This is a genomic window from Pseudomonas putida, assembly GCF_030159595.1.
Classification (GTDB): Bacteria; Pseudomonadota; Gammaproteobacteria; order Pseudomonadales; family Pseudomonadaceae; genus Aquipseudomonas; species Aquipseudomonas putida_AC.
The window spans coordinates 136,873-158,196 of sequence record NZ_BSKJ01000006.1; the positions used below are offsets into that span (position 1 = coordinate 136,873).

At 62.8% G+C, this 21,324-nt stretch carries 17 protein-coding genes and 1 tRNA gene; 14 read left to right on the forward strand and 4 right to left on the reverse strand.

The features are described from left to right. On the forward strand, positions 1-1,515 hold the full coding sequence (locus QQL85_RS15250; protein WP_284354343.1) for a tripartite tricarboxylate transporter permease: 1,515 nt from the start codon (positions 1-3) through the stop codon (positions 1,513-1,515). Further along, entirely contained in the window at positions 1,508-2,533 is a 1,026-nt protein-coding gene (locus QQL85_RS15255) for an AbrB family transcriptional regulator (protein WP_284354344.1), read from the forward strand. The genes QQL85_RS15250 and QQL85_RS15255 overlap by 8 nt, the downstream gene beginning before the upstream one ends. Before the next feature lie 31 nt (positions 2,534-2,564). Here the strand turns inward: QQL85_RS15255 and ung are convergent, their stop codons facing one another. Beyond that, positions 2,565-3,257, reverse strand: a complete 693-nt coding sequence (gene ung / locus QQL85_RS15260) for a uracil-DNA glycosylase (protein WP_284354345.1) — start codon at positions 3,255-3,257, stop codon at positions 2,565-2,567. Between the two features lie 126 nt (positions 3,258-3,383). Between ung and QQL85_RS15265 the strand changes: the two genes are divergently transcribed. After that, on the forward strand, positions 3,384-4,490 hold the full coding sequence (locus QQL85_RS15265; protein ID WP_284354346.1) for an enoyl-CoA hydratase/isomerase family protein: 1,107 nt from the start codon (positions 3,384-3,386) through the stop codon (positions 4,488-4,490). A 126-nt stretch (positions 4,491-4,616) separates the two neighbouring features. Here the strand turns inward: QQL85_RS15265 and QQL85_RS15270 are convergent, their stop codons facing one another. Continuing rightward, positions 4,617-5,072, reverse strand: coding sequence for a hypothetical protein (locus tag QQL85_RS15270; protein WP_284354347.1), 456 nt, complete (start codon positions 5,070-5,072; stop codon positions 4,617-4,619). Positions 5,073-5,284: 212 nt separating this feature from the next. Between QQL85_RS15270 and QQL85_RS15275 the strand changes: the two genes are divergently transcribed. The 7 genes from QQL85_RS15275 (at position 5,285) to QQL85_RS15305 (ending at position 12,078) form a co-directional block, all read left to right on the forward strand. Further along, a complete protein-coding gene (locus QQL85_RS15275) occupies positions 5,285-6,766 on the forward strand; it encodes a sensor domain-containing diguanylate cyclase (RefSeq protein WP_284354348.1) in 1,482 nt (493 codons plus the stop codon). Next, on the forward strand, positions 6,759-6,971 hold the full coding sequence (locus QQL85_RS15280) for a cysteine-rich CWC family protein (protein WP_284354349.1): 213 nt from the start codon (positions 6,759-6,761) through the stop codon (positions 6,969-6,971). The genes QQL85_RS15275 and QQL85_RS15280 overlap by 8 nt, the downstream gene beginning before the upstream one ends. Positions 6,972-6,980: 9 nt before the next feature. Continuing rightward, the gene (locus tag QQL85_RS15285; RefSeq protein ID WP_284354350.1) at positions 6,981-7,673 is read left to right on the forward strand and encodes a pseudouridine synthase; all 693 of its coding nucleotides are present in this window, start codon (positions 6,981-6,983) and stop codon (positions 7,671-7,673) included. Positions 7,674-8,033: 360 nt separating this feature from the next. Then, complete coding sequence (locus QQL85_RS15290) at positions 8,034-8,921, forward strand: alpha/beta fold hydrolase (RefSeq protein ID WP_284354351.1); 888 nt, start codon at positions 8,034-8,036, stop codon at positions 8,919-8,921. A gap of 111 nt (positions 8,922-9,032) precedes the next feature. Beyond that, a tRNA-Gly gene (locus tag QQL85_RS15295) sits at positions 9,033-9,106 on the forward strand. Positions 9,107-9,272: 166 nt separating this feature from the next. Next, a complete protein-coding gene (locus QQL85_RS15300) occupies positions 9,273-10,979 on the forward strand; it encodes a SulP family inorganic anion transporter (protein WP_284354352.1) in 1,707 nt (568 codons plus the stop codon). Positions 10,980-11,067: 88 nt separating this feature from the next. Next, positions 11,068-12,078 carry a DUF4917 family protein gene (locus QQL85_RS15305; RefSeq protein WP_284354353.1) on the forward strand — a complete coding sequence of 337 codons (1,011 nt, stop codon included), beginning with the start codon at positions 11,068-11,070 and terminating at the stop codon, positions 12,076-12,078. Positions 12,079-12,124: 46 nt separating this feature from the next. Here the strand turns inward: QQL85_RS15305 and QQL85_RS15310 are convergent, their stop codons facing one another. Together QQL85_RS15310 and QQL85_RS15315 are read right to left on the reverse strand one after the other, a co-directional pair. Beyond that, the gene (locus QQL85_RS15310) at positions 12,125-13,339 is read right to left on the reverse strand and encodes a class I SAM-dependent methyltransferase (RefSeq protein WP_284354354.1); all 1,215 of its coding nucleotides are present in this window, start codon (positions 13,337-13,339) and stop codon (positions 12,125-12,127) included. A 62-nt stretch (positions 13,340-13,401) separates the two neighbouring features. Beyond that, the gene (locus QQL85_RS15315) at positions 13,402-14,019 is read right to left on the reverse strand and encodes a TPM domain-containing protein (RefSeq protein ID WP_284354355.1); all 618 of its coding nucleotides are present in this window, start codon (positions 14,017-14,019) and stop codon (positions 13,402-13,404) included. A 186-nt stretch (positions 14,020-14,205) separates the two neighbouring features. On the opposite strand from QQL85_RS15315, the gene bglX reads away from it, so the two are divergent. From bglX to QQL85_RS15335, 4 genes are all read left to right on the forward strand, one after another. Beyond that, on the forward strand, positions 14,206-16,497 hold the full coding sequence (gene bglX, locus QQL85_RS15320) for a beta-glucosidase BglX (protein WP_284354356.1): 2,292 nt from the start codon (positions 14,206-14,208) through the stop codon (positions 16,495-16,497). Positions 16,498-16,582: 85 nt separating this feature from the next. Beyond that, positions 16,583-18,340, forward strand: a complete 1,758-nt coding sequence (locus QQL85_RS15325; protein WP_284354357.1) for a sensor histidine kinase — start codon at positions 16,583-16,585, stop codon at positions 18,338-18,340. Next, positions 18,334-19,668: a sigma-54-dependent transcriptional regulator gene (locus QQL85_RS15330; RefSeq protein WP_284354358.1), complete on the forward strand. Its 1,335-nt coding sequence runs from the start codon at positions 18,334-18,336 to the stop codon at positions 19,666-19,668. The genes QQL85_RS15325 and QQL85_RS15330 overlap by 7 nt, the downstream gene beginning before the upstream one ends. A 255-nt stretch (positions 19,669-19,923) precedes the next feature. Beyond that, positions 19,924-21,243: an MFS transporter gene (locus QQL85_RS15335; RefSeq protein WP_284354359.1), complete on the forward strand. Its 1,320-nt coding sequence runs from the start codon at positions 19,924-19,926 to the stop codon at positions 21,241-21,243. The last annotated feature ends 81 nt before the right edge of the window (positions 21,244-21,324 follow it).

The window sequence follows — 21,324 nt, forward strand, 5'->3', positions numbered from 1 at the left end:
ATGGATACCTTGAGCTACCTGGGCCAGGGCTTCGGCGTTGCCCTGTCCCCCTACAACCTGGTCACCGCCCTCTCCGGCACCCTGATCGGCACTGTCGTCGGCCTGCTGCCAGGCCTGGGCCCGATCAACGGCGTGGCCTTGCTGATCCCCATCGCCTTCGCCTTGGGCCTGCCGCCAGAGTCGGCGCTGATCCTGCTGGCCGCGGTGTACCTGGGCTGCGAGTATGGCGGGCGTATCAGCTCGATCCTGCTGAACATCCCGGGCGAAGCCTCGACCGTGATGACCACCCTGGACGGCTACCCGATGGCCCGCCAAGGCCTGGCGGGCGTTGCGCTGTCGCTGTCGGCCTGGAGCTCGTTCATCGGTGCCTTCATCGCCACCTGCGGCATGGTGCTGTTCGCCCCGCTGCTGGCGAAATGGGCTATCGCCTTCGGCCCGGCGGAGTACTTCGTGCTGATGGTGTTCGCCATCGTCGCCCTGGGCGGCATGGCAGGTGACAAACCGCTGAAAACCTTCATTGCCGCCCTGATCGGCCTGTTCCTGTCGGCGGTCGGCATCGACGCCAACAGTGGCGTGTACCGCTTCACCGGTGACAGTGTGCACCTGGCCGACGGCATCCAGTTCGTGGTGTTGGTGCTGGGCCTGTTCTCCATCAGTGAAATCCTCCTGCTGCTGGAAAAGACCCACCACGGTCACCAGGCGGTAAAAGCCACCGGGCGCATGCTGTTCAACTTCAAGGAAGCGGCTTCGGTATTCGTGGTCAACATCCGTTGCGGCCTGCTTGGTTTCATCATGGGCGTTCTGCCCGGGGCTGGTGCGACGCTGGCCAGTGCCGTGGCCTACATGACCGAGAAACGCCTGGCCGGGGAAAGCGGCAAGTTCGGCAAGGGCGATGCGCGTGGCCTGGCCGCGCCGGAAACTGCCATCGGCGCGTCCTGCTGTGGCGCCCTGGTCCCGATGCTGACCCTGGGGGTACCCGGCTCTGGCACCACCGCAGTGATGATCGGCGCCCTGACCCTGTACAACATCACCCCCGGCCCAATGCTGTTCGAACAGCAACCGGACATCGTCTGGGGCCTGATCGCTTCGCTGTTCATCGCCAACATCATGCTGGTGATCCTCAACATCCCGATGATCCGCATCTTCACCCGCATCCTCGCCGTGCCGAACTGGGCGCTGGTGCCAGTGATCGCCATCATCACCGCCATCGGTGTGTACGCCGTGCACGCCACCACCTTCGACCTGTTCCTGATGGTCGGCATCGGCATCATGGGCTACATCCTGCGCAAGCTGGACTTCCCGCTGTCGCCGATCCTGCTGGGTTTCATCCTCGGCGGGTTGATGGAGCAGAACCTGCGCCGCGCACTGTCGATCTCCAACGGTGAGCTGGGCATCCTCTGGTCGAGCCCGATCAGCATGGGCGTGTGGGCGCTGGTGGTGGTGATGCTTACCCTGCCGCTGCTGCGCATCTGGCGCAAACGCAGCCAGCAGCGTCGGGCCCTGGCCGATGCCTGATCGACCGTTGCCGCTGTTTGTCGCGACCGGGCTGGTCGGCCTTGCTGGCGGTTACATCGCCAGCAAGGTCGGCTGGCCCTTGCCGTGGATGGTCGGCTCGTTGCTGGCGATCATCCTGGTGCGCTGCCTGACGCCCTGGCAGTTGTCGGAAATTCCCAATGGCCGCAAGTGCGGGCAGTGCATCATCGGCATCGGCATTGGCCTGCACTTTACCCCGGCCGTGATTGAACAGGTGGGTAGCCACTTCGCGCTGATTTTCTTCGGTGCACTGTTCACTACCCTGTCCAGCGTGATCAGCGTGTGGCTGTTGCGAAAGACCGGTGAAGACCGCGCCACGGCTTTTTTCGCCAGCATGCCTGGAGGCTCGGGGGAGATGGTCAACCTCGGCGCACGCAACGGCGCGGTGCTCAGCCAAGTGGCGGCAGCGCAGAGCCTGCGGGTGCTGGCAGTGGTGCTGTGCGTACCGGCGCTGTTCAAGTTCTTGCTGGGTGACGGCGTACCGCTGAATCACGCCGGGAGTGTCAGCTGGGGCTGGCTGGCCTTGATCGTGCCGTTGGGTGTTGCCGTTGCACTACTGTGGCAACGGTTGCGTCAGCCTAACCCTTGGCTATTCGGGCCATTACTGGTGGCGGCCACGATGAGCCTGGCCGGCAACCTGCAGATCGCCTTGCCCAATGGCGCCAGCCAGATTGGCCAGTGGCTGATTGGCAGTGGCCTGGCTTGCCATTTCAACCGAGCGTTCTTCCGTCGGGCCCCGTCATTCCTCGGGCGTACCCTGGTGGCCACGGCATTGTGCATGGCGATTGCCGCCAGCGCCGCATGGGTGCTAAGCGTGATGACTACGCTGGACCTGCGTTCGCTGACGCTGGGGATGATGCCGGGTGGGATTGCCGAGATGAGCCTGACGGCGGAGACCCTGCAACTGTCGGTACCGTTGGTGACGGCGCTGCAGGTGATGCGCTTGCTGTTCGTGCTGTTTCTGGCGGAGCCGTTGTTCCGCTATTGGGTGAGAGCTTAAAACCAGGGGCTGCAAAGCAGCCCCACAATCCTTACAGCGGCGGCAACGTCCAGTTGATCGGCGCCATACCACGCTGCTCAAGGAAGCTGTTGGTCCGACTGAAATGGCCGCACCCCAGGAACCCACGGTAAGCCGACAGCGGCGACGGGTGCACCGACTTCAGCACCAGGTGCTTGGTCCCATCGATCAGCTTCTGCTTGCTCTGCGCATGCGATCCCCACAGCAGGAACACCACGTTCGGGCACTGCTCGCTGACCACCTGGATGACCCGGTCAGTAAAGAACTCCCAGCCCTTCTTGGCGTGCGACGCCGCATTGGCACGCTCCACGGTCATGGTGGTGTTGAGCAGCAACACCCCCTGCTCGGCCCAGCTTTGCAGGTAACCGTGGCTGGCAATCGGGATGTTCAGGTCGCGCTGCAGTTCCTTGTAGATGTTGACCAGCGACGGCGGCGTGGCCACGCCCGGCTGCACCGAGAAACACAGGCCATGCGCCTGGCCCGGCCCGTGGTAAGGGTCCTGCCCAAGGATGACCACCTTCACCTGGTCCAGCGGTGTCGAGTTGAGTGCGTTGAAGATCAGCGGCCCTGGCGGGTAGATCTCCTTGCCGGCGGCATATTCGCCACGCAGGAACTCGCGCAGTTGCTGCATGTAAGGCTGGTCGAATTCGGCGCGCAGTGCGGCCTTCCAGCTGGGTTCGAGTTTGATGCGATCGTCTTCAGTCATGGGGCCATCCGTAAACAATGGCGCGACACTAGGTAACCCCTCCCCGCTTGTCAAACGATCCGACCGACAACCGGCATGTTCAGCCAGGCAGGCCATACTTGTGCGATGACTTGAGCGAGGTAGTCCATGGCCATTCATTGCGAGGTACTCACCGGCGCCGATGGCGCCCGCATCGGCATTGCCACCCTGGATGCACCCAAGGCACTCAATGCCCTGAACCTGCCCATGATCGAGGTGTTGGGCGAACAACTTCATGCCTGGGCCCGCGACCCAGGGGTAGTCTGCGTGCTGCTGCGCGGCAACGGCGCCAAAGCCTTCTGCGCCGGGGGGGATGTGCGGGCACTGGTGCAAGCCTGCCGTGACCACCCCGGCAGCGTACCGCCCCTGGCCGCCTCCTTCTTTGCCGCAGAGTACCGCCTGGACTATGCCCTGCACACCTACCCCAAGCCGCTGCTGTGCTGGGGCCACGGGCATGTGCTGGGCGGCGGCATGGGGCTGTTGCAGGGCGCCAATGTACGCATCGTCACCCCCAGCAGCCGGCTGGCCATGCCGGAAATCAGCATCGGCCTGTACCCGGACGTGGGCGCCAGCTGGTTCCTGGCTCGCCTGCCGGGCAAGCTCGGTTTGTTCCTGGGGCTGACGGGCGCACCAATCAACGCCCGTGATGCCCTCGACCTGGGCCTGGCCGACCGCTTCTTGGGCGAGTACCAGCAAGAGGCGTTGATAGAAGAGCTGCTGCAACTGAACTGGCAGGAGCAGACCGCCCTGCAGTTGAACAGCCTGCTCAAGGCCGAACAGCACCGCGCCTGCGCCGAGTTGCCCGAAGCCCAGTGGCTGGCGCGCCGGCAGGTGATCGATGCGTTACTCGACGTGGCCGATGCGGCGGCGGCGTGGCGTGCGCTGGAGGGGCTCAAGCACCATGAAGACCCGCTGCTGGCGGACGCGGGCAAACGGCTGCATGAAGGTTGCCCACTGACCGCGCACCTGGTCTGGGAACAGATACGCCGGGCGCGCCACCTGTCGTTGGCGCAGGTGTTCCAGATGGAATACAGCATGAGCCTGAACTGTTGCCGTCACCCCGAGTTCAGCGAAGGCGTGCGCGCCCGGTTGCTGGACAAGGACGACCAGCCGCGCTGGCACTGGCCGGATGTGGCTCAGGTGCCGGCGGCGGTGGTCGAGGCGCATTTTTCCAAGGCGTGGGAGGGGCGGCACCCCTTGGCGGATCTGAGTTAGATTCAAGACCCTGGGGCTGCTTTGCAGCCCATCGCCGGCAAGCCAGCGCCCACATGTCCTGCGTAGAGGCCTCTTGTGGGAGCTGGCTTGCCGGCGATGGGGCGCAAAGCGCCCCGCTTTCATCACCTACCGCTGCCAGTTTCCACCTTGCCCTTGCCCTTGCCCACGCCGGCCATCCCAACGCCCGCCGTCATTGCGCTGCCCATTGGAGTGCCAGCCGCCATGCTGGTAACGCTGGCTACCATCACGATAATCATGCCGGTCCCGATCCTGCCTGTAGTCCTGACGCTGGCGGTTGCCGTAGTCATTGCGCGGGTTGCCATGCCACTGGTTCATCCCCGGCTGCGGATACGGCCGGTAATGGGGCGCAGGCGCAGAACGGTAGTAATAACGCGGCGCCGGCTGGTAGTAATAGCGCGGCTGCGGCGTCACATAGTAACGGTCATAGCGGTAATAGCCCGGCGACACATAGCGGTCGGAGGAGTAGTAATCCGAACGGTAATAGCCCCCGCTCTCGTAATACGGAGCGCAGGCGGAAGTCATCAGCCCCAGCAGGGCGATCAACAGGATTCGATAGGACATGGCGGCCTCCTGGACCGCTGGAGTGCCCGAACAGCGGCGCTGGCGAGCATCGATGCGTAATGCGTTCATCGACACTGAATAAGACAGCGATGCCGAGGTGCGGTGCCATTTCCGCAACAATTTGATACAGGTGCGATAACCCCGAAATACTTGCAGTCATTTATCGGTCATCTCACTAGAATGGGCGGCTCGGCACACATCATGGGAAGATCATGCCCTCACGTTCCGCTCTGTATTCGCAGCGCTCGCTGATCGTTACCCTGCTGGTGCTGCTGGCCTGCGGCTTCCTCGCTACCTCCCTGCTCAGCTACTTCGCCTCGCGCAGTGCCATCCGCGACGGCATCATCAATACCGAACTGCCGCTGACCTCCGACACGGTCTACTCGGAAATCCAGAAAGACCTGATTCGCCCGGTGCTGATCGCCTCGATGATGGCCCAGGATACTTTTTTGCGTGACTGGATACTGTCAGGCGAGAAGGACACCCAGCGCATGACACGCTACCTGGGCGAGGTCATGGGCAAGCAAGACACCTTCACCTCGTTCTTCGTATCCGACCGTACCCTGACCTACTACCAGGCCAAAGGCGTGCTCAAGCAAGTACAGCCGGGCACCTGGCGCGACGCGTGGTATTTCCGCCTGCGCGATCTCAAGGCCCCGTATGAGATCAACGTCGACCTGGACATGGCCAACCAGGACAGCCTGACCGTGTTCATCAATTACCAGGTGCATGACTACCAGCAGCGCTTTATCGGCGCCGCCGGGGTGGGGTTGAGTGTGTCTTCGGTGGTCAAGCTCATCGACCAGTACCAACGCCGCTACCAGCGTTCGGTATTGTTCACCGATGCCAAGGGCAAGGTATTGCTGACCGGCTCCGAAGGTGGCCCGCATGGTTTGCGGGTCGGCCAGCCACTGAGCGAAAACCCTGAGCTGAGTGACCTGCTGGCACAGCAAATGGTGCCTGGTGAAGGCAGCCACGAATACCATGACAGCGACAACCACAGCCACTTCCTCAACGTGCGCCACTTGCCAGAGCTGGACTGGTACCTGTTGGTGGACAAGCGTGAAACCGGCGCCCTCGACCGCATTCGCCACTCCCTGTACCTGAACCTGGCCATCTGCGCGATGATCACCTTGGTGGTGCTGGCGCTGGTACATGCCATGGTGCGCCGTCACCAGGCCAGTACCGAGGCCCTGGCCACCCTCGACAGCCTTACCGGCCTGCCCAACCGGCGCAGCTTTGACTTGCTCGCCGCCCAGGCCTTGCACGAAGCCCAGCGCGACAGTGGGCCGCTGGTGGCTTTGCTGATCGACCTGGACCACTTCAAGGCGCTGAATGACACCCACGGCCACCTGGCAGGCGACGAAGTGTTGCGCCAGTTCGCCAATGTGCTGCAAGGCAGCCTGCGCCAATCGGATATACTCTGCCGCTGGGGCGGCGAGGAGTTCATCGTGCTGCTGCGTGAAGCAGAAGGCCGGCAGGCCATCGAGGTGGCGGAAAAGATCCGCCGCCGCACCGAACAGCTCACGTTCAGCTACGACGAACAACCTCTGCGCCTGACCACCAGCATCGGCCTGAGCAGCTTGCAGCCGGGAGATACCCTGCACGCCCTGCTGACCCGCGCCGACCGTGCGCTTTATCGTGCCAAGCAGGCCGGCCGCAACCGCGTCTGCAGTGAAACCCAAGATGAATGACAGCCAACATTGCCCCGCTTGCGGCGCCCTCAACCAATGCAGCCTGGCCGACCCGCGCCGCGCCACCCAGGCCTGCTGGTGCTACAGCGTGCGTATCGACCCTGCCGTGCTTCAGGCGCTGCCAGCCGAGCTGCGTGACAAAGCGTGCCTGTGCCCGCGCTGCGCGGCCGTTGAAGAACAACTTCGATCAACCACTGCCCACTGACCTGCTGCAATGCGCCTCGACCGCTTCCTTGCCAACCTGCCCAGCCTCAACCGCCAACAAACCCGCCTGATGCTGGCGCAACACCGTGTGCGGGTGGATGACGTGGTAACCAGCGACCCGCTGACGGAGGTGCGCGAATTCAGCCGCGTGGAGCTGGACGATCAGTTGCTGCAAGCCGGTCGCCCGGCACTCTACCTGATGCTGCACAAACCCACGGGCTGCGTCAGCGCCACCCAGGACCCGCAACACCCTACCGTGCTCGACCTGCTGCCTACGGCGTTGCGGGGCGACCTGCACATTGCCGGGCGCCTGGACTTCAACACCACCGGTTTGATGATCCTGACCAACGATGGCCAATGGTCACGGCGCCTGACCCAACCTGCCACCAAGTTGCCCAAGCACTATCTGGTGGAAACCGAGGACGAGATTGGCGAGCACTACCAGGCCAAGTTCCGCGAGGGTTTCTATTTCGCCTTTGAAAACCTCACCACCCTACCCGCCCAGCTGGACATCCTGGGCCCGCGCCAGGCCCGACTGGCGATCGTCGAAGGGCGTTATCACCAGGTCAAGCGCATGTTCGGGTTCTTCGACAACAAGGTGGTGGGGCTGCATCGGGAGAGCATGGGCGCGATCCACCTGGACCCTGGCTTGGCACCAGGGGAATTTCGTGAGCTGACGGCGGATGAAGTCGCCACGGTCTAGACTGCCCGTGAAAAGGCCGGAACAGACCGCACGGGGTCGTCATACGACCGCTCAGCGACAAAAGTCACATTTCCCCCCGAACGGCACTTGCAGGATCCCCGACCCACTGCTTGAATCCAAATCGTCAGTCTGCATGTGACTACCAAGTCACGCCCGCAGTCGAAGACACCTTTTTGCCGGCCACCCAAAGCCTAGATGCCTTGGGGCACGGCAAATTGCCCGCCAAAAACAATACCGTCGACGCAAGTGCCAAGGATCGACACAGGGCCCCCGGTTATTCTTCAGGCAAATGCCTACCTGTCATAAAGAACGTGCACCCTAGGTGACGCGAATACCCTTTTTGCGCCAGGAGTCGATGACATGAGGCCAGAAATCGCTGTACTTGATATCCAAGGTCAGTATCGGGTTTACACGGAGTTCTATCGCGCGGAAGCGGCCGAGAACACGATCATCTTGATCAATGGCTCGCTGGCCACCACGGCCTCGTTCGCCCAAACGGTACGTAACCTGCACCCGCAGTTCAACGTAGTACTGTTCGACCAGCCGTATGCCGGCAAGTCCAAGCCGCACAACCGCCAGGAACGGTTCATCAGCAAGGAGACCGAGGCGCATATCCTCCTTGAGCTGATCGAGCACTTCCGGGCAGACCACGTGATGTCGTTCTCGTGGGGTGGCGCAAGTACGCTGCTGGCGCTGGCGCACCAGCCGCGGTCCGTGAAAAAAGCAGTGGTGAGTTCGTTCTCGCCGGTGATCAACGAGCCGATGCGCGACTACCTGGACCGTGGCTGCCAGTACCTGGCCGCCTGCGACCGTTATCAGGTCGGCAATCTGGTCAACGACACCATCGGCAAGCATTTGCCGTCACTGTTCAAGCGCTTCAACTACCGCCACGTCAGCAGCCTGGACAGCCACGAATATGCGCAGATGCACTTCCACATCAACGAGGTGCTGCAACATGACCTGGAGCGAGCGCTGGAAGGTGCGCGCAACATCGACATCCCGGTGCTGTTCGTCAACGGCGACCGCGACGAGTACACCACGGTCGAAGATGCCCGGCAGTTTGGCAAACATGTGGGCAGGAGCCACTTCAGCGTGATCCACGACGCGGGCCATTTCCTCGACATGGAAAACAAGGCCGCCTGCGAAGATACCCGCAGTGTCTTGCTCGGTTTCCTCAAGCCGACCGTGCGTGAACCTCGCCAACGCTACCAGCATGTACAACAGGGGCAGCATGCATTGGCCATCTGAGCGCATCGGCACTCTGTAGCAGATACCCGCAAGCTATAGGGTGCCGACAAGCTTTTTTATAACTTGGGCTTCTAATTCGTGGAGGGTTCTGGTAAAAAGTGCTGCGCAGACGCGGGTATAGTTTAGTGGCAAAACGAAAGCTTCCCAAGCTTTAGTTGAGGGTTCGATTCCCTCTACCCGCTCCACATTGCATCACCGCATGGCGTTCCAGCAACGTCATCGCTGTCAAAAGGAGCCTTGGCTCCTTTTTTCGTTTCTGCCCGCCCGCTTTTGATCTGGCCCATGGCCAATTACCTGCCGATCCGCTTCAATGCGTACATGGTTACGTGAAGCATTTCGAAAGGACGACGCATGTTTCTCTCCCGCTGGCTACCCGGTCTTGCCAACCTGCTGCATTATCGCCGCGAATGGCTCCATGCCGATCTTCAGGCCGGGCTCTCGGTTGCGGCGATCCAGATCCCCATCGCCATCGCTTACGCACAAATCGTCGGTCTGCCGCCCCAGTACGGCCTGTACGCGTGCGTGCTGCCCATGATGGTCTACGCCCTGATCGGCAGCTCACGCCAGCTGATGGTCGGCCCCGACGCCGCCACCTGCGCGATGATCGCCGGTGCCGTGGCACCACTGGCCATGGGCGACCCGCAGCGGATTGTCGAGCTGTCGGTAATCGTCACTGTGCTGGTTGGGGTGATGCTGATCGCCGCAGGCTTGGCACGGGCCGGGTTCATCGCCAGCTTCTTTTCGCGGCCAATCCTGATCGGCTACCTCAACGGCATCGGCCTGAGCCTGATCGCCGGGCAGCTGTCCAAAGTGGTGGGATTCAAGATCGAGGGCGACGGATTCATTCTCAGCCTGATCAACTTCCTGCAGCGCCTTGGCGAAATTCACTGGGTCACATTGATCATCGGCCTGGCGGCCCTGGGGCTGCTGATCTGGCTGCCACGCCGCTACCCACGCCTGCCCGCAGCACTGACCGTGGTGGCACTGTTCATGCTGCTTGTCGGCCTGTTAGGCCTCGACCGCTTCGGCGTCGCCATCCTTGGCCCGGTACCCGCCGGCATCCCGCAGCTGGCCTGGCCGCACAGCAACCTGGCAGAGATGAAGAGCCTGTTGCGCGACGCTCTGGGTATTGCCACCGTCAGTTTCTGCAGCGCCATGCTCACCGCACGCAGCTTTGCCGCCCGCCACGGCTACGCGATCAACGCCAACCACGAATTCGTCGCCCTGGGCGTGAGCAACCTGGCGGCCGGGGTGTCCCAAGGCTTTGCCATCAGCGGTGCCGACTCGCGCACCGCCGTCAATGACATGGTGGGTGGCAAAAGCCAGCTAGTGGGCATCATCGCCGCGCTTGTCATCGCCTTGATCCTGCTGTTTTTCACCGCGCCTATGGCGTGGATTCCACAGGCCGCATTGGGCGCCGTGCTGCTGATGGCCGGCTGGGGACTCATCGATATCAAATCGCTGGGACGCATCCGCCGCCTGAGCCGGTTCGAGTTCTGGCTCTGCTTGCTGACCACGGCCGGCGTGCTGGGCCTGGGCGTGCTGCCTGGCATCGTGTTTGCCGTGACCCTGGCGATCCTGCGCCTGCTGTACAGCATCTACCAGCCCACCGATGCCGTGCTCGGCTGGCTGCCGGGCACCGAAGGCCAGGTGGACATCCGCAAGTTCAAGGACGCCCGCACCGTGCCTGGCCTGGTGGTGTACCGTTTCGACGACGCGATCCTGTTCTTCAACGCCGACTACTTCAAGATGCGCCTGCTCGAAGCGGTGCAGAGCCAGGACCAACCCAAGGCCGTGCTGTTCGATGCCGAAGCCGTCACCAGCATCGACGTCAGCGGTATCGCCGCCCTGCGTGAAGTGCGCGACACCCTGGCCGCGCAAGGCATCTTCTTTGCGATCGCCCGCGCCCGGGGCACCTTCCTGCGCATGCTGGTGCGCTCGGGGATGGCACGGGAAATGGAAGACAAACTGCTGTTCGGCTCGGTGCGGGCGGGGATTCGGGCGTATCGGGTGTGGCGTAACCGCAACCGTAGTGTGCAAGTGGCCGAACGGGGTTGAAGGGGGTGTTGTTGCTAGTCGCCCTCGCACACCCTGCACGACATGCTAAAGTCGCCCCCGCTCCCCGCTCTACCCAACGGACTCCAGCATGCCCGCACTTGACGCCACCCTCACCCCCTGGCCAGAACTTGCCGCCCGCCACCCCTGCGAAGCCCTGCTGCTGGGCAACGGCGCCAGCCGTGCAGTGTGGAAGCCGTTCGGCTATTTCTCGCTGTTCGAGGAAGCACAACGCGCAGGCCGCAAGAAAGGACTGGCCGTCAGTGACCAGGCCCTGTTCAAGTCGTTGGGCACAGAATTGTTCGAGCCGGTGCTCAGCGCCCTCAACACCACCGTGCGCGCCAACGCCGCGCTGGCCATCAACTCCACCGCACCGCTGAACCGCTATTACTCGATCAAGGAAGCGGTGATTCACGCCGTGCGCACGGTACACCTGCCGTGGCCGCTGATGCCGCCAGCCACCCTCGCGACCCTCAACCAGGCCCTGCGTGGCTACCGCAGCGTCTACACCAGCAACTACGACCTGCTGCTACCGTGGGCTGTACAGAGCGCCCCACACGGCTTCGCCGACCTGTTCGACGAACAAGGCTTCTTCGACGTGCGTCGCACCCGCAGCGAAGGCACGCGGGTGATGCACCTGCACGGCGGCCTGCACCTGCTGAAACTACCCGACGGCACCACCCGCCAACGCAGCGCCGACAGCGCCGAACTGCTTGATGGCTTTGCCGTGAACATCCCAGGTGAAGTGCCACTGTTCGTCAACGAAGACCGCAGCGACGAAAAACTGCGCGCCATCCGCCATTCGGACTACCTCAGCTGGTGCCTGGGGCAGCTGGCCCAGGAAAGCCAAGGGGTATGCCTGTTCGGTCAGCACCTGGACAGCAGTGACCAGCACCTGCTCGAAGCCATCCGCCAGGCCCGACCGAAGCAGCTCTCGATTGCTATCCGGCCGGTGAGCGATGCGTCGGTGATCAACCAGAAGCAGCATTTTGTTGATCGGTTTGGAGATTTGTCGGGGACGCAGGTGCATTTCTATGACGCCACTACGCACCCGCTGGGGCTACCAGATTTGGCGATTGATCGACCAGCGGCTAGACGCTAGCACGCCCGCTGGACGAGCACGCCAGCAGGCTTGCCAGTGGTTGCTTTCAAAGCAAGCCATCCGCCCGCAACAACGTCTCCAGGCAATGCTCCTGCACCCCATAAAACGCCTTGAGCTGGCCAATCTTCTCCAGCAACTCGCCGTTAGCCACGGGCTGTCGCCGCTTCACCGCAAGAATCATCTTGTTCTTGTTGGTGTGCTCCAGCGAGATGAACTCGAACACCTTGGTCTCGTATCCGCAGGCTTCCAGGTACAGCGCGCGCAGGCTGTCGGTCAGCATTTCGGCCTGCTGGCCCAGGTGCAGGCCGTATTGCAGCATGGGTTGCAGCAACCCCGGGCTGTGCAGCTGCGGGCGGATCTGCTTGTGGCAGCACGGCGAGCACATGATGATCGCGGCGTTGCAGCGAATGCCCGTGTGAATGGCGTAGTCGGTGGCGATATCGCACGCATGCAGGGCGATCATCACTTCGATGGCCTCGGGCACCACGCTGCGTACGTCACCACACTGGAATTCCAGGCCTGAATGTTCCAGGCGTGCGGCAGCGGTGTTGCACAGGTCGACCATGTCCTGGCGCAGTTCTACACCGGTGACCTGTGCCTCGCGGCCCAGGCTGTTGCTCAGGTAGTCATGCATGGCGAAGGTCAGGTAGCCCTTGCCCGAGCCGAAGTCAGCCACTCGCAATGCCTGCTCCGCAGGCACCGGCGCACTGGCCAGGGCGTGGTCGAAGACTTCAATGAACTTGTTGATCTGCTTCCACTTGCGCGACATCGACGGAATCAACGCGCCTTGTGCATCGGTTACGCCCAGGTCACGCAAAAACGGACGCGACAGTTCCAGGTAGCGCTTCTTCTCGCGGTCATGGCCGCTGCTCGCAGTGACCTCACGCGGTGCCTGTGCGCCGTGACGCTGCAGCATCGGCTTGCCCTTCTTGCTGAAGGTCAATTGCACTTCGCCATCTGCATCGAACAGGTGGGCATTGCGGAAACCGTCCGGCAACAATTCGGCGACCAGTGCCTGCGCCTGGTCCAGCGGCAGGTTGCGGGTAATGTCGCGGGTCTGGTGGCGGTAGACCAGCGACAGGCAGGGCTGGCCCTTGACCAGCAGCGGCTTGGCAATGATCCGCTGCAAGGTCTGGTCGGCACCGACATGGCGCGCCAGCACCAGTTTGACCAAGGTATCGCCGTGCAGGGCGGCGTTCAGCAGGTCGAGAAACTGGGCGCGCGCATCCGGCGCGGAGGGGGCGGAAGTACTGGCGGACATGGAAGAACGGTGCCTCGGATAGCGGGAAACGCATTCTACACCCTATGGTGTCGGCTTCCGACTCAATCGAGAATCACCAACCGGTTGGGCAATTCGTTGCGGGCATGGGTAGGCGGCACATGCAGGCTAAGCAGCTCACCGCAGGCATCAATACACTCAACAAAGCCCTGCAGGGTCTGGCCCTGACGCACCTTTTCGGCAAAACGGGCAACGATGGCAGCGCGGGCTTCAGCGTTCAGACAATGCTCGATACCCCGGTCGACCAAGATCTCCACATGCCGTTCCGCCTCGCTGACAAAAATCAGCACGCCCGTGGCGCCTGCCGTGCGCTGCAAGTTCTGCTCGCGAAACTGCTGCCGGGCCAGCCGTGAGGCACGCCAGCGACGCAAGGCACGAGGTATCAGCCAACCGGCCAGGCGCGGGTTGCGCAGCAGCAGGCACAAGCCGACGAACAGCAACACATTGGCCACCAGCAAACCACGCACCCCGGGCCAACCCAGCAGCCAATGCAACAGGCCCGGCACCGCCAGCGCCAGCACGGCGGCCCAGAACAACGGCCAATAGGCGTAATCGTCGGCGCGGCGGGCCAGCACCGTCACCAGTTCGGCATCGGTGCGCCGTTCGGCACGGGCAATGGCTTCGGCAATCTGCCGTTGATGGTATGCGTCGAAGGGGGTCATGCCGTCGGTCTCTTGAGCGTTCTTATAGTTGTTGTCCCGGCATTCGGGGCTTCATCCGCAGGCGACATATTCAGGCATAATCCGCTGCTGGAAAGTAAGCCTGCGAATCGTACAACAATAGCCGCCTGAAAACTTCGGCCGCGCGCGTATCACCCTGGATACGGCAGAGGCCCCACAACGGAATTGATGATGAAATTGTCTTTGCTGGGCCTGGCCATGGGCCTTGCCAGTCAGGCGGCCCTCGCCGCCCCCACCGCTCCGCCCTTGCAGGACAAGCAGGCGTTCATCGACCATCTGATCAGCCAGATGACCGAGGCCGAAAAAATCGGCCAGCTGCGCCTGATCAGCATCGGCCCGGAAATGCCCCACGAAAAGATCCGCGAGGAAATCGCCGCTGGCCGTATCGGTGGCACGTTCAACTCGCGCACCGCGCCCGAAAACCGGCCGATGCAGGACGCGGCCATGCGCAGCCGCCTGAAAATCCCGATGTTCTTCGCCTATGATACCGTCCACGGCGAACGCACCATCTTCCCGATCGGCCTGGGCATGGCCGCCACCTGGGACATGGACGCCGTGGCCAAGGTCGGCCGCACCGCCGCTATCGAAGCCTCGGCCGACGCGCTGGACATGACCTTCGCGCCCATGGTCGATATTGCCCGCGACCCACGCTGGGGCCGCACCAGTGAAGGCTTTGGCGAAGACACCTACCTGACCTCGAAAATCGGCCAGGTGATGGTGCGCTCGTTCCAGGGCAGCAGCCCGGCCAACCCCGACAGCATCATGGCTATCGTCAAGCACTTCGCCCTCTATGGCGCCGTGGAAGGCGGGCGCGACTACAACACAGTCGATATGAGCCTGCCGAAAATGTACAACGACTACCTGCCACCTTACCGCGCCGCCCTCGACGCCGGTGCTGGCGGGGTGATGGTGGCGCTGAACTCGATCAACGGCGTGCCGGCCACCTCCAACACCTGGCTGATGAACGACCTGCTGCGCAAGGAGTGGGGCTTCAAGGGCGTGACCATCAGCGACCATGGTGCCATCCAGGAGCTGATCCGCCACGGCGTTGCCCGCGACGGTCGCGAAGCCGCCAAGCTGGCGATCAAGGCCGGCATCGACATGAGCATGAACGACACCCTGTACGGCGAAGAGCTGCCAGGCCTGCTGAAGTCCGGCGAAGTGACCGAGGGCGAGCTGAACCAGGCCGTGCGCGAAGTGCTTGGCGCCAAGTACGACATGGGCCTGTTCAAGGACCCCTATGTGCGCATCGGCAAGGCCGAAACCGACCTGAAAGACTACTACGGCAACGACCGCCTGCACCGCGAAGCCGCGCGTGATGTGGCCCGCCGCAGCCTGGTACTGCTGGAAAACCACAACCAGACCCTGCCGCTGAAGAAAGCCGGCACCATCGCCCTGGTCGGCCCGCTGGCCGATGCACCGATCGACATGATGGGCAGCTGGGCCGCCGACGGCAAACCCGTGCACTCGGTGACGGTGCGTGAAGGCTTGCGCCGTGCCGTAGAAGGCAAAGCCAAGCTGGTCTACGCCAAAGGATCCAACGTCACTGGCGACAAGGCGATGTTCGATTACCTGAACTTCCTCAACTTCGATGCCCCGGAAATCGTCGACGACCCGCGCCCGCCTGCGGTGCTGATCGACGAAGCCGTCAAGGCGGCGAAGCAGTCCGACGTGGTCGTGGCCGTAGTCGGCGAATCGCGCGGTATGTCCCACGAGTCGTCCAGCCGCACCACCCTGGAAATTCCTGCCAGCCAGCGTGAACTGATCAAGGCCCTGAAGGCTACCGGCAAACCGCTGGTGCTGGTGCTGATGAACGGCCGACCGCTGTCGATCAGCTGGGAGCGCGAACAGGCCGACGCCATCCTCGAAACCTGGTTCGCCGGTACCGAGGGCGGCAACGCCATCGCCGACGTGCTGTTCGGTGACTACAACCCGTCCGGCAAGCTGGCGATCACCTTCCCACGATCGGTCGGACAGATCCCGATGTACTACAACCACACCCGCATAGGCCGGCCGTTCACGCCGGGCAAGCCGGGCAACTACACCTCGCAGTACTTCGAAGAACCCAACGGCCCGCTGTACCCGTTCGGCTATGGCCTGAGCTACAGCAGCTTCGAGCTGTCGGGCGTGAAGCTGTCGAGCAAAGACCTCAAGCGCGGTGACACGCTGGAGGCAAAGGTGACGGTGAAGAACACCGGAAAAGTAGCAGGCGAGACGGTGGTGCAGTTGTACCTTCAGGATGTGTCGGCGTCGATGAGCCGGCCGGTCAAGGAGCTGAAGAACTTCCAGAAGTTGATGCTCAAGCCGGGCGAGTCGCGGACCTTGACCTTCCGCATCAGCGAAGAAGACCTGAAGTTCTACAATGGCCAGCTGCAGCGGGTTGCCGAACCAGGGGAGTTCAATGTCCAGGTAGGGCTGGATTCCCAGACAGTGCAACAGCAGAGCTTTGAACTGCTGTAACTGAAGCAGGCCGCCTGTACCGGCCTCTTCGCGGGTTTAACCGCGAAGGGGCCAGCCCCGATATCCCTTCACCGGATACGCCCCAATGCCCTTTTCCTTTCGCGCCCTGCGTCTGGGGCTGATCACCCTGCTCATCCTGCTGGGCACCGCGCTCAGTGCCGGCTGGGCCATGCACCAGGCCAAGCGCCAGTCCATGGAGGACGACGCCCAGCGTGCCAGCCAGCAACTGGGCCTGTACGCCAATGCCCTGCACACCCTGATCGACCGCTACCGCGCCCTGCCCGCCGTGCTGGCATTGGACCCGGAACTGATCGCTGCCCTGCGCGGCCCGGTCAGTGAACAGGTACAGGACGCCCTGAACCGCAAGCTGGAGCGCATCAATGGCGCCGCCAACTCTTCCACCCTGGAGCTGCTCGACCGCACCGGCCTGGCCATTGCCGCCAGTAACTGGCGTCTGCCCAGTAGCTACGTCGGCTCCAACTACGGTTTCCGCCCCTACTTCAAGCAAACCCGCAGCCAGGGCAGTGGCCGCTTCTACGCCGTGGGCGTAACCAGTGGCGTGCCGGGCTACTTCCTCGCCAGCGCGGTAAATGACGAGCATGGCCGCTTCCTCGGTGCCATGGTGGTCAAGCTGGAATTCCCCGAGCTTGAACGCGAATGGCGCCAGGGCAGCGATATCCTGCTGGTCAGCGATGCCCGTGGCATCACCTTCATCGCCAACCAGGACGGCTGGCGCTACCGCGAGCTGCAGCCGCTCAGTGGCGCCGACCGTGCCGAGCTGGCTGAAACCCGCCAGTACGACAAGCAGCCGCTGGTCCCGCTGCAGCACCAGGTACTGACCCGTTTTGCCGAGTACAGCACCCTTAGCCGCGTGCAAAGCCCCCAGGGCAGTGCCGAGTACCTGTGGGAAAGCCTGCCGCTGGAAGGTGAAAACTGGACCTTGCACCTGTTGCGCAAGCCGCAGGTGGCCGCCGATGGCCGCAATGCCGCGCTGGGCGCCGCAGCCGTGTGGCTGAGCCTGGTGTTCGCCGCCCTGTTCGTCAGCCAGCGCCTGCGCCTGGCTCGCCTGCGCCAACGCAGCCGGCAGGAGCTGAAGCGCCAGGTCGAAGCGCGCACCCGCGAGCTGCGCACGGCCCAAGAGGGCCTGGTGCAATCGGCCAAACTGGCCGCACTTGGGCAGATGTCGGCAGCCATGGCCCACGAAATCAACCAACCCTTGACCACCCAGCGCATGCAGCTGGAAACCCTGCGCCTGCTGCTTGACCATGGCCGGCATGACGAAGCACGCCAGGCGTTGGAGCCGCTTGAGCAAATGCTCACGCGCATGGCCGCACTCACCAGCCACCTGAAAACCTTTGCCCGCAACAGCCCGGTCGGCCTGCGCGAGCGCCTAGACCTGGCCACGGTGGTCGACCAGGCCTTGCACCTGCTGGAAACCCGCATTCGCAGCGAAGAAGTGGAAGTGGCCCTGTACCTCGCACGTCCGGCCTGGGTACGCGGCGATGCCATCCGCCTCGAACAGGTGCTGATCAACCTGTTACGCAATGCCCTCGACGCCATGGCCGACAAACGCTACAAACGCCTGGAAGTCCGCATCGAACCTGACGGCGAACTGTGGCGCCTGAGCGTGCTGGATTCCGGCGGCGGCATTGCCGAGGCCGACTTGGTCAAGGTCTTCGACCCGTTCTTCACCACCAAGCCGGTAGGTGAAGGCCTGGGCCTGGGCCTGGCCATTTCCTTTGGTATCGTCCACGAGGCTGGTGGCCAACTGCAGGCCGAAAACGTGCCTGGCGGCGCACGCCTGAGCCTTACCCTGCCGCGTGACCTGGAGCCTGTATGTTGAATTCAGTAATCGTCGTCGATGATGAAGCCAGTATCCGCACTGCAGTCGAGCAATGGCTGAGCCTGTCCGGCTTCAGTGTGCAGTTGTTTTCCCGCGCGGAGGCGTGCCTGGCAGACCTGCCACGGCATTTCCCTGGGGTGATCATCAGCGATGTGCGCATGCCAGGCATGGATGGCCTGCAATTGCTCGAACGTCTGCAGGCGGACGACCCCGACCTGCCCGTGATTCTGCTGACCGGCCACGGTGATGTGCCCATGGCAGTAGAAGCCATGCGCAACGGGGCCTATGACTTCCTGGAGAAACCGTTCACTCCGCAACACTTGCTGGGCAGCCTGCGCCGGGCCCTGGAGAAGCGCCAGCTAGTCCTTGAAAACCGTCGGCTGCACGAACAGGCCGACCTCAAGTCACGTCTGGAAGGCACGCTGCTGGGTATGTCCCAGGGCCTGCAGCAACTGCGCCGGCAGGTGCTGGACCTGGCCAGCTTGCCAGTCAACGTGCTGATCCGTGGTGAAACCGGCAGCGGCAAGGAACGGGTTGCCCGTTGCCTGCACGATTTTGGCCCGCGCGCCGGCAAACCTTTTGTCGCCCTCAACTGCGCCGCGATCCCTGAGTCGCTGTTCGAAGCCGAGCTGTTCGGTCACGAGAGCGGCGCCTTCACCGGCGCCCAGGGCAAGCGCATCGGCAAGCTTGAGTACGCCAACGGTGGCACGGTGTTCCTCGACGAGATCGAGAGCATGCCACTGGCGCAGCAGGCCAAGCTGCTACGCGTGATCCAGGAGCAGAAGCTGGAGCGTTTGGGGGCTAACCAAAGCATCAATGTAGACTTGCGCATCATTGCCGCAACCAAGCCCGACTTGCTCGAAGAAGCCCGGGCTGGGCGCTTTCGCGAAGACCTCGCCTACCGCCTGAACGTGGCCGAATTGCGCCTGACGCCGTTGCGTGAGCGGCGTGAGGACATTCCGCTACTGTTCGAACACTTTGCCCGTGCAGCAGGCGAAAAGCTTGGGCGTACCGCCCCGCCGTTGTCCGGGGCACAACTGGCGCAGCTGCTTTCGCACGACTGGCCAGGCAATGTGCGTGAGCTGGCCAACGCAGCAGAACGGCATGCGTTGGGGCTGGGTTCTCCGAACATTGAGGTGGCACCTGCCGGGCAGTCGTTGAGTGAGCAGATGGAAGCGTTCGAGGCGCAATGCCTGCGCGTAGCGTTGCGCCAGCATGGGGGCGAGATCAAGGCGGTGATGGAGGCCTTGCAGCTACCGCGGCGTACGCTTAATGAAAAGATGCAGCGGCATGGGTTGGCGCGCGAGGCGTTCATCGAGCGGGAATGAGCGGATTTCCGCTTATGGATGGTTGGAGATGGGCGGGGTTCCGCTTATTCCTGTGAGATGTTGGGGCTGCTTTGCAGCCCATCGCGACACAAGGCCGCTCCTACAAGGGCCGCGCAAAGCCTGCTATTACAGGGCTCAAGAAACTCGCAATGCCCCCAAATGAATCACCCCGCACCCATTTGGCACACCTTCTGCAATTGCCTTGGCAAGCTGCGCCACGGCGCGCTCCACAAAAACAACGAGAAGGTATCCCTGATGGATAACGCCACCTCCCTGCCCGCTGGGGCGGCCACTGCGCCCGCCGCTGAAAAAACCACCGCCAGCCGCCTGAAGTCGATTTTCAGCGGGTCCATCGGCAACATGGTCGAATGGTACGACTGGTACGTCTACGCCGCATTCTCGCTGTACTTCGCCAAGGCCTTCTTCCCGGCCGGTGACTCCACCGCCCAATTGCTCAATACCGCCGCGATCTTTGCCGTGGGCTTCCTCATGCGCCCGATCGGTGGCTGGCTGATGGGCCTGTACGCCGACCGCAAAGGCCGCAAGGCCGCACTCATGGCCTCGGTACTGCTGATGTGCGCAGGCTCCTTGGTCATCGCCTTGACCCCGGGCTATGAAACCATCGGCGTCGCCGCGCCGATCCTGCTGGTCATCGCACGCCTGCTGCAAGGCCTGTCTGTGGGGGGGGAGTACGGCACCTCGGCTACTTACCTCAGTGAGATGGCAAGCAAGGACCGCCGTGGTTTCTTCTCCAGCTTCCAGTATGTGACCCTGATTTCCGGCCAGCTGATCGCCCTGGCGGTACTGATCGTCCTGCAACAGACGCTGACCACCGAGCAGCTGTACGCCTGGGGCTGGCGCGTACCGTTCGTGATCGGAGCGCTCTGCGCCGTAGTGGCGCTGTATCTGCGTCGCGGCATGGAAGAAACCGCCTCGTTCACCAAGAAGGAAAAAGCCAAGGAAAGCCTGATGCGCACCTTGATGCGCCATCCCAAGGAGCTGATGACCGTGGTCGGCCTGACCATGGGCGGCACCCTGGCCTTCTACACATACACCACCTATATGCAGAAGTACCTGGTCAACACCGTTGGCATGAGCATCAGTGACTCGACCACCATCTCGGCCGCCACACTGTTCCTGTTCATGTGCCTGCAGCCGGTGATCGGTGGCCTGTCCGACAAGATCGGCCGGCGCCCTATCCTGATCGCCTTCGGTGTGCTCGGCACCCTGTTCACCGTACCAATCCTCAGCACCTTGCACACCATCCAGACCTGGTGGGGCGCGTTCTTCCTGATCATGGCGGCGCTGATCATCGTCAGCGGCTACACCTCGATCAACGCCGTGGTCAAGGCCGAGCTGTTCCCGACGGAAATCCGCGCCCTGGGCGTGGGCCTGCCGTACGCCCTGACCGTGTCGATCTTCGGCGGTACCGCCGAGTATGTGGCGCTGTGGTTCAAGAGCGCGGGCATGGAGAGCGGCTTCTACTGGTACGTCACCGGTTGTATCGCCTGTTCGCTGCTGGTTTACGCGACCATGAAGGACACCAAGCAACACTCGCGGATTACTACTGAGTGATTGTAAGTTCGCTGTAATCAGGAAGGGCGCCCTGTTTTCGGGGCGCCCTTTTTTGTTGCCTGCAAAAGTCTTTGATGAGTC

What these genes read in the sequence shown, in the direction of transcription:
- QQL85_RS15250 (WP_284354343.1), top strand. Translation starts at nt 1, where the DNA reads ATGGATACCTTGAGCTACCTGGGCCAGGGCTTCGGCGTTGCCCTGTCC.
- QQL85_RS15255 (WP_284354344.1), top strand. Translation starts at nt 1,508, where the DNA reads ATGCCTGATCGACCGTTGCCGCTGTTTGTCGCGACCGGGCTGGTCGGC.
- ung (WP_284354345.1), bottom strand. Translation starts at nt 3,257, where the DNA reads ATGACTGAAGACGATCGCATCAAACTCGAACCCAGCTGGAAGGCCGCA.
- QQL85_RS15265 (WP_284354346.1), top strand. Translation starts at nt 3,384, where the DNA reads ATGGCCATTCATTGCGAGGTACTCACCGGCGCCGATGGCGCCCGCATC.
- QQL85_RS15270 (WP_284354347.1), bottom strand. Translation starts at nt 5,072, where the DNA reads ATGTCCTATCGAATCCTGTTGATCGCCCTGCTGGGGCTGATGACTTCC.
- QQL85_RS15275 (WP_284354348.1), top strand. Translation starts at nt 5,285, where the DNA reads ATGCCCTCACGTTCCGCTCTGTATTCGCAGCGCTCGCTGATCGTTACC.
- QQL85_RS15280 (WP_284354349.1), top strand. Translation starts at nt 6,759, where the DNA reads ATGAATGACAGCCAACATTGCCCCGCTTGCGGCGCCCTCAACCAATGC.
- QQL85_RS15285 (WP_284354350.1), top strand. Translation starts at nt 6,981, where the DNA reads ATGCGCCTCGACCGCTTCCTTGCCAACCTGCCCAGCCTCAACCGCCAA.
- QQL85_RS15290 (WP_284354351.1), top strand. Translation starts at nt 8,034, where the DNA reads ATGAGGCCAGAAATCGCTGTACTTGATATCCAAGGTCAGTATCGGGTT.
- QQL85_RS15300 (WP_284354352.1), top strand. Translation starts at nt 9,273, where the DNA reads ATGTTTCTCTCCCGCTGGCTACCCGGTCTTGCCAACCTGCTGCATTAT.
- QQL85_RS15305 (WP_284354353.1), top strand. Translation starts at nt 11,068, where the DNA reads ATGCCCGCACTTGACGCCACCCTCACCCCCTGGCCAGAACTTGCCGCC.
- QQL85_RS15310 (WP_284354354.1), bottom strand. Translation starts at nt 13,339, where the DNA reads ATGTCCGCCAGTACTTCCGCCCCCTCCGCGCCGGATGCGCGCGCCCAG.
- QQL85_RS15315 (WP_284354355.1), bottom strand. Translation starts at nt 14,019, where the DNA reads ATGACCCCCTTCGACGCATACCATCAACGGCAGATTGCCGAAGCCATT.
- bglX (WP_284354356.1), top strand. Translation starts at nt 14,206, where the DNA reads ATGATGAAATTGTCTTTGCTGGGCCTGGCCATGGGCCTTGCCAGTCAG.
- QQL85_RS15325 (WP_284354357.1), top strand. Translation starts at nt 16,583, where the DNA reads ATGCCCTTTTCCTTTCGCGCCCTGCGTCTGGGGCTGATCACCCTGCTC.
- QQL85_RS15330 (WP_284354358.1), top strand. Translation starts at nt 18,334, where the DNA reads ATGTTGAATTCAGTAATCGTCGTCGATGATGAAGCCAGTATCCGCACT.
- QQL85_RS15335 (WP_284354359.1), top strand. Translation starts at nt 19,924, where the DNA reads ATGGATAACGCCACCTCCCTGCCCGCTGGGGCGGCCACTGCGCCCGCC.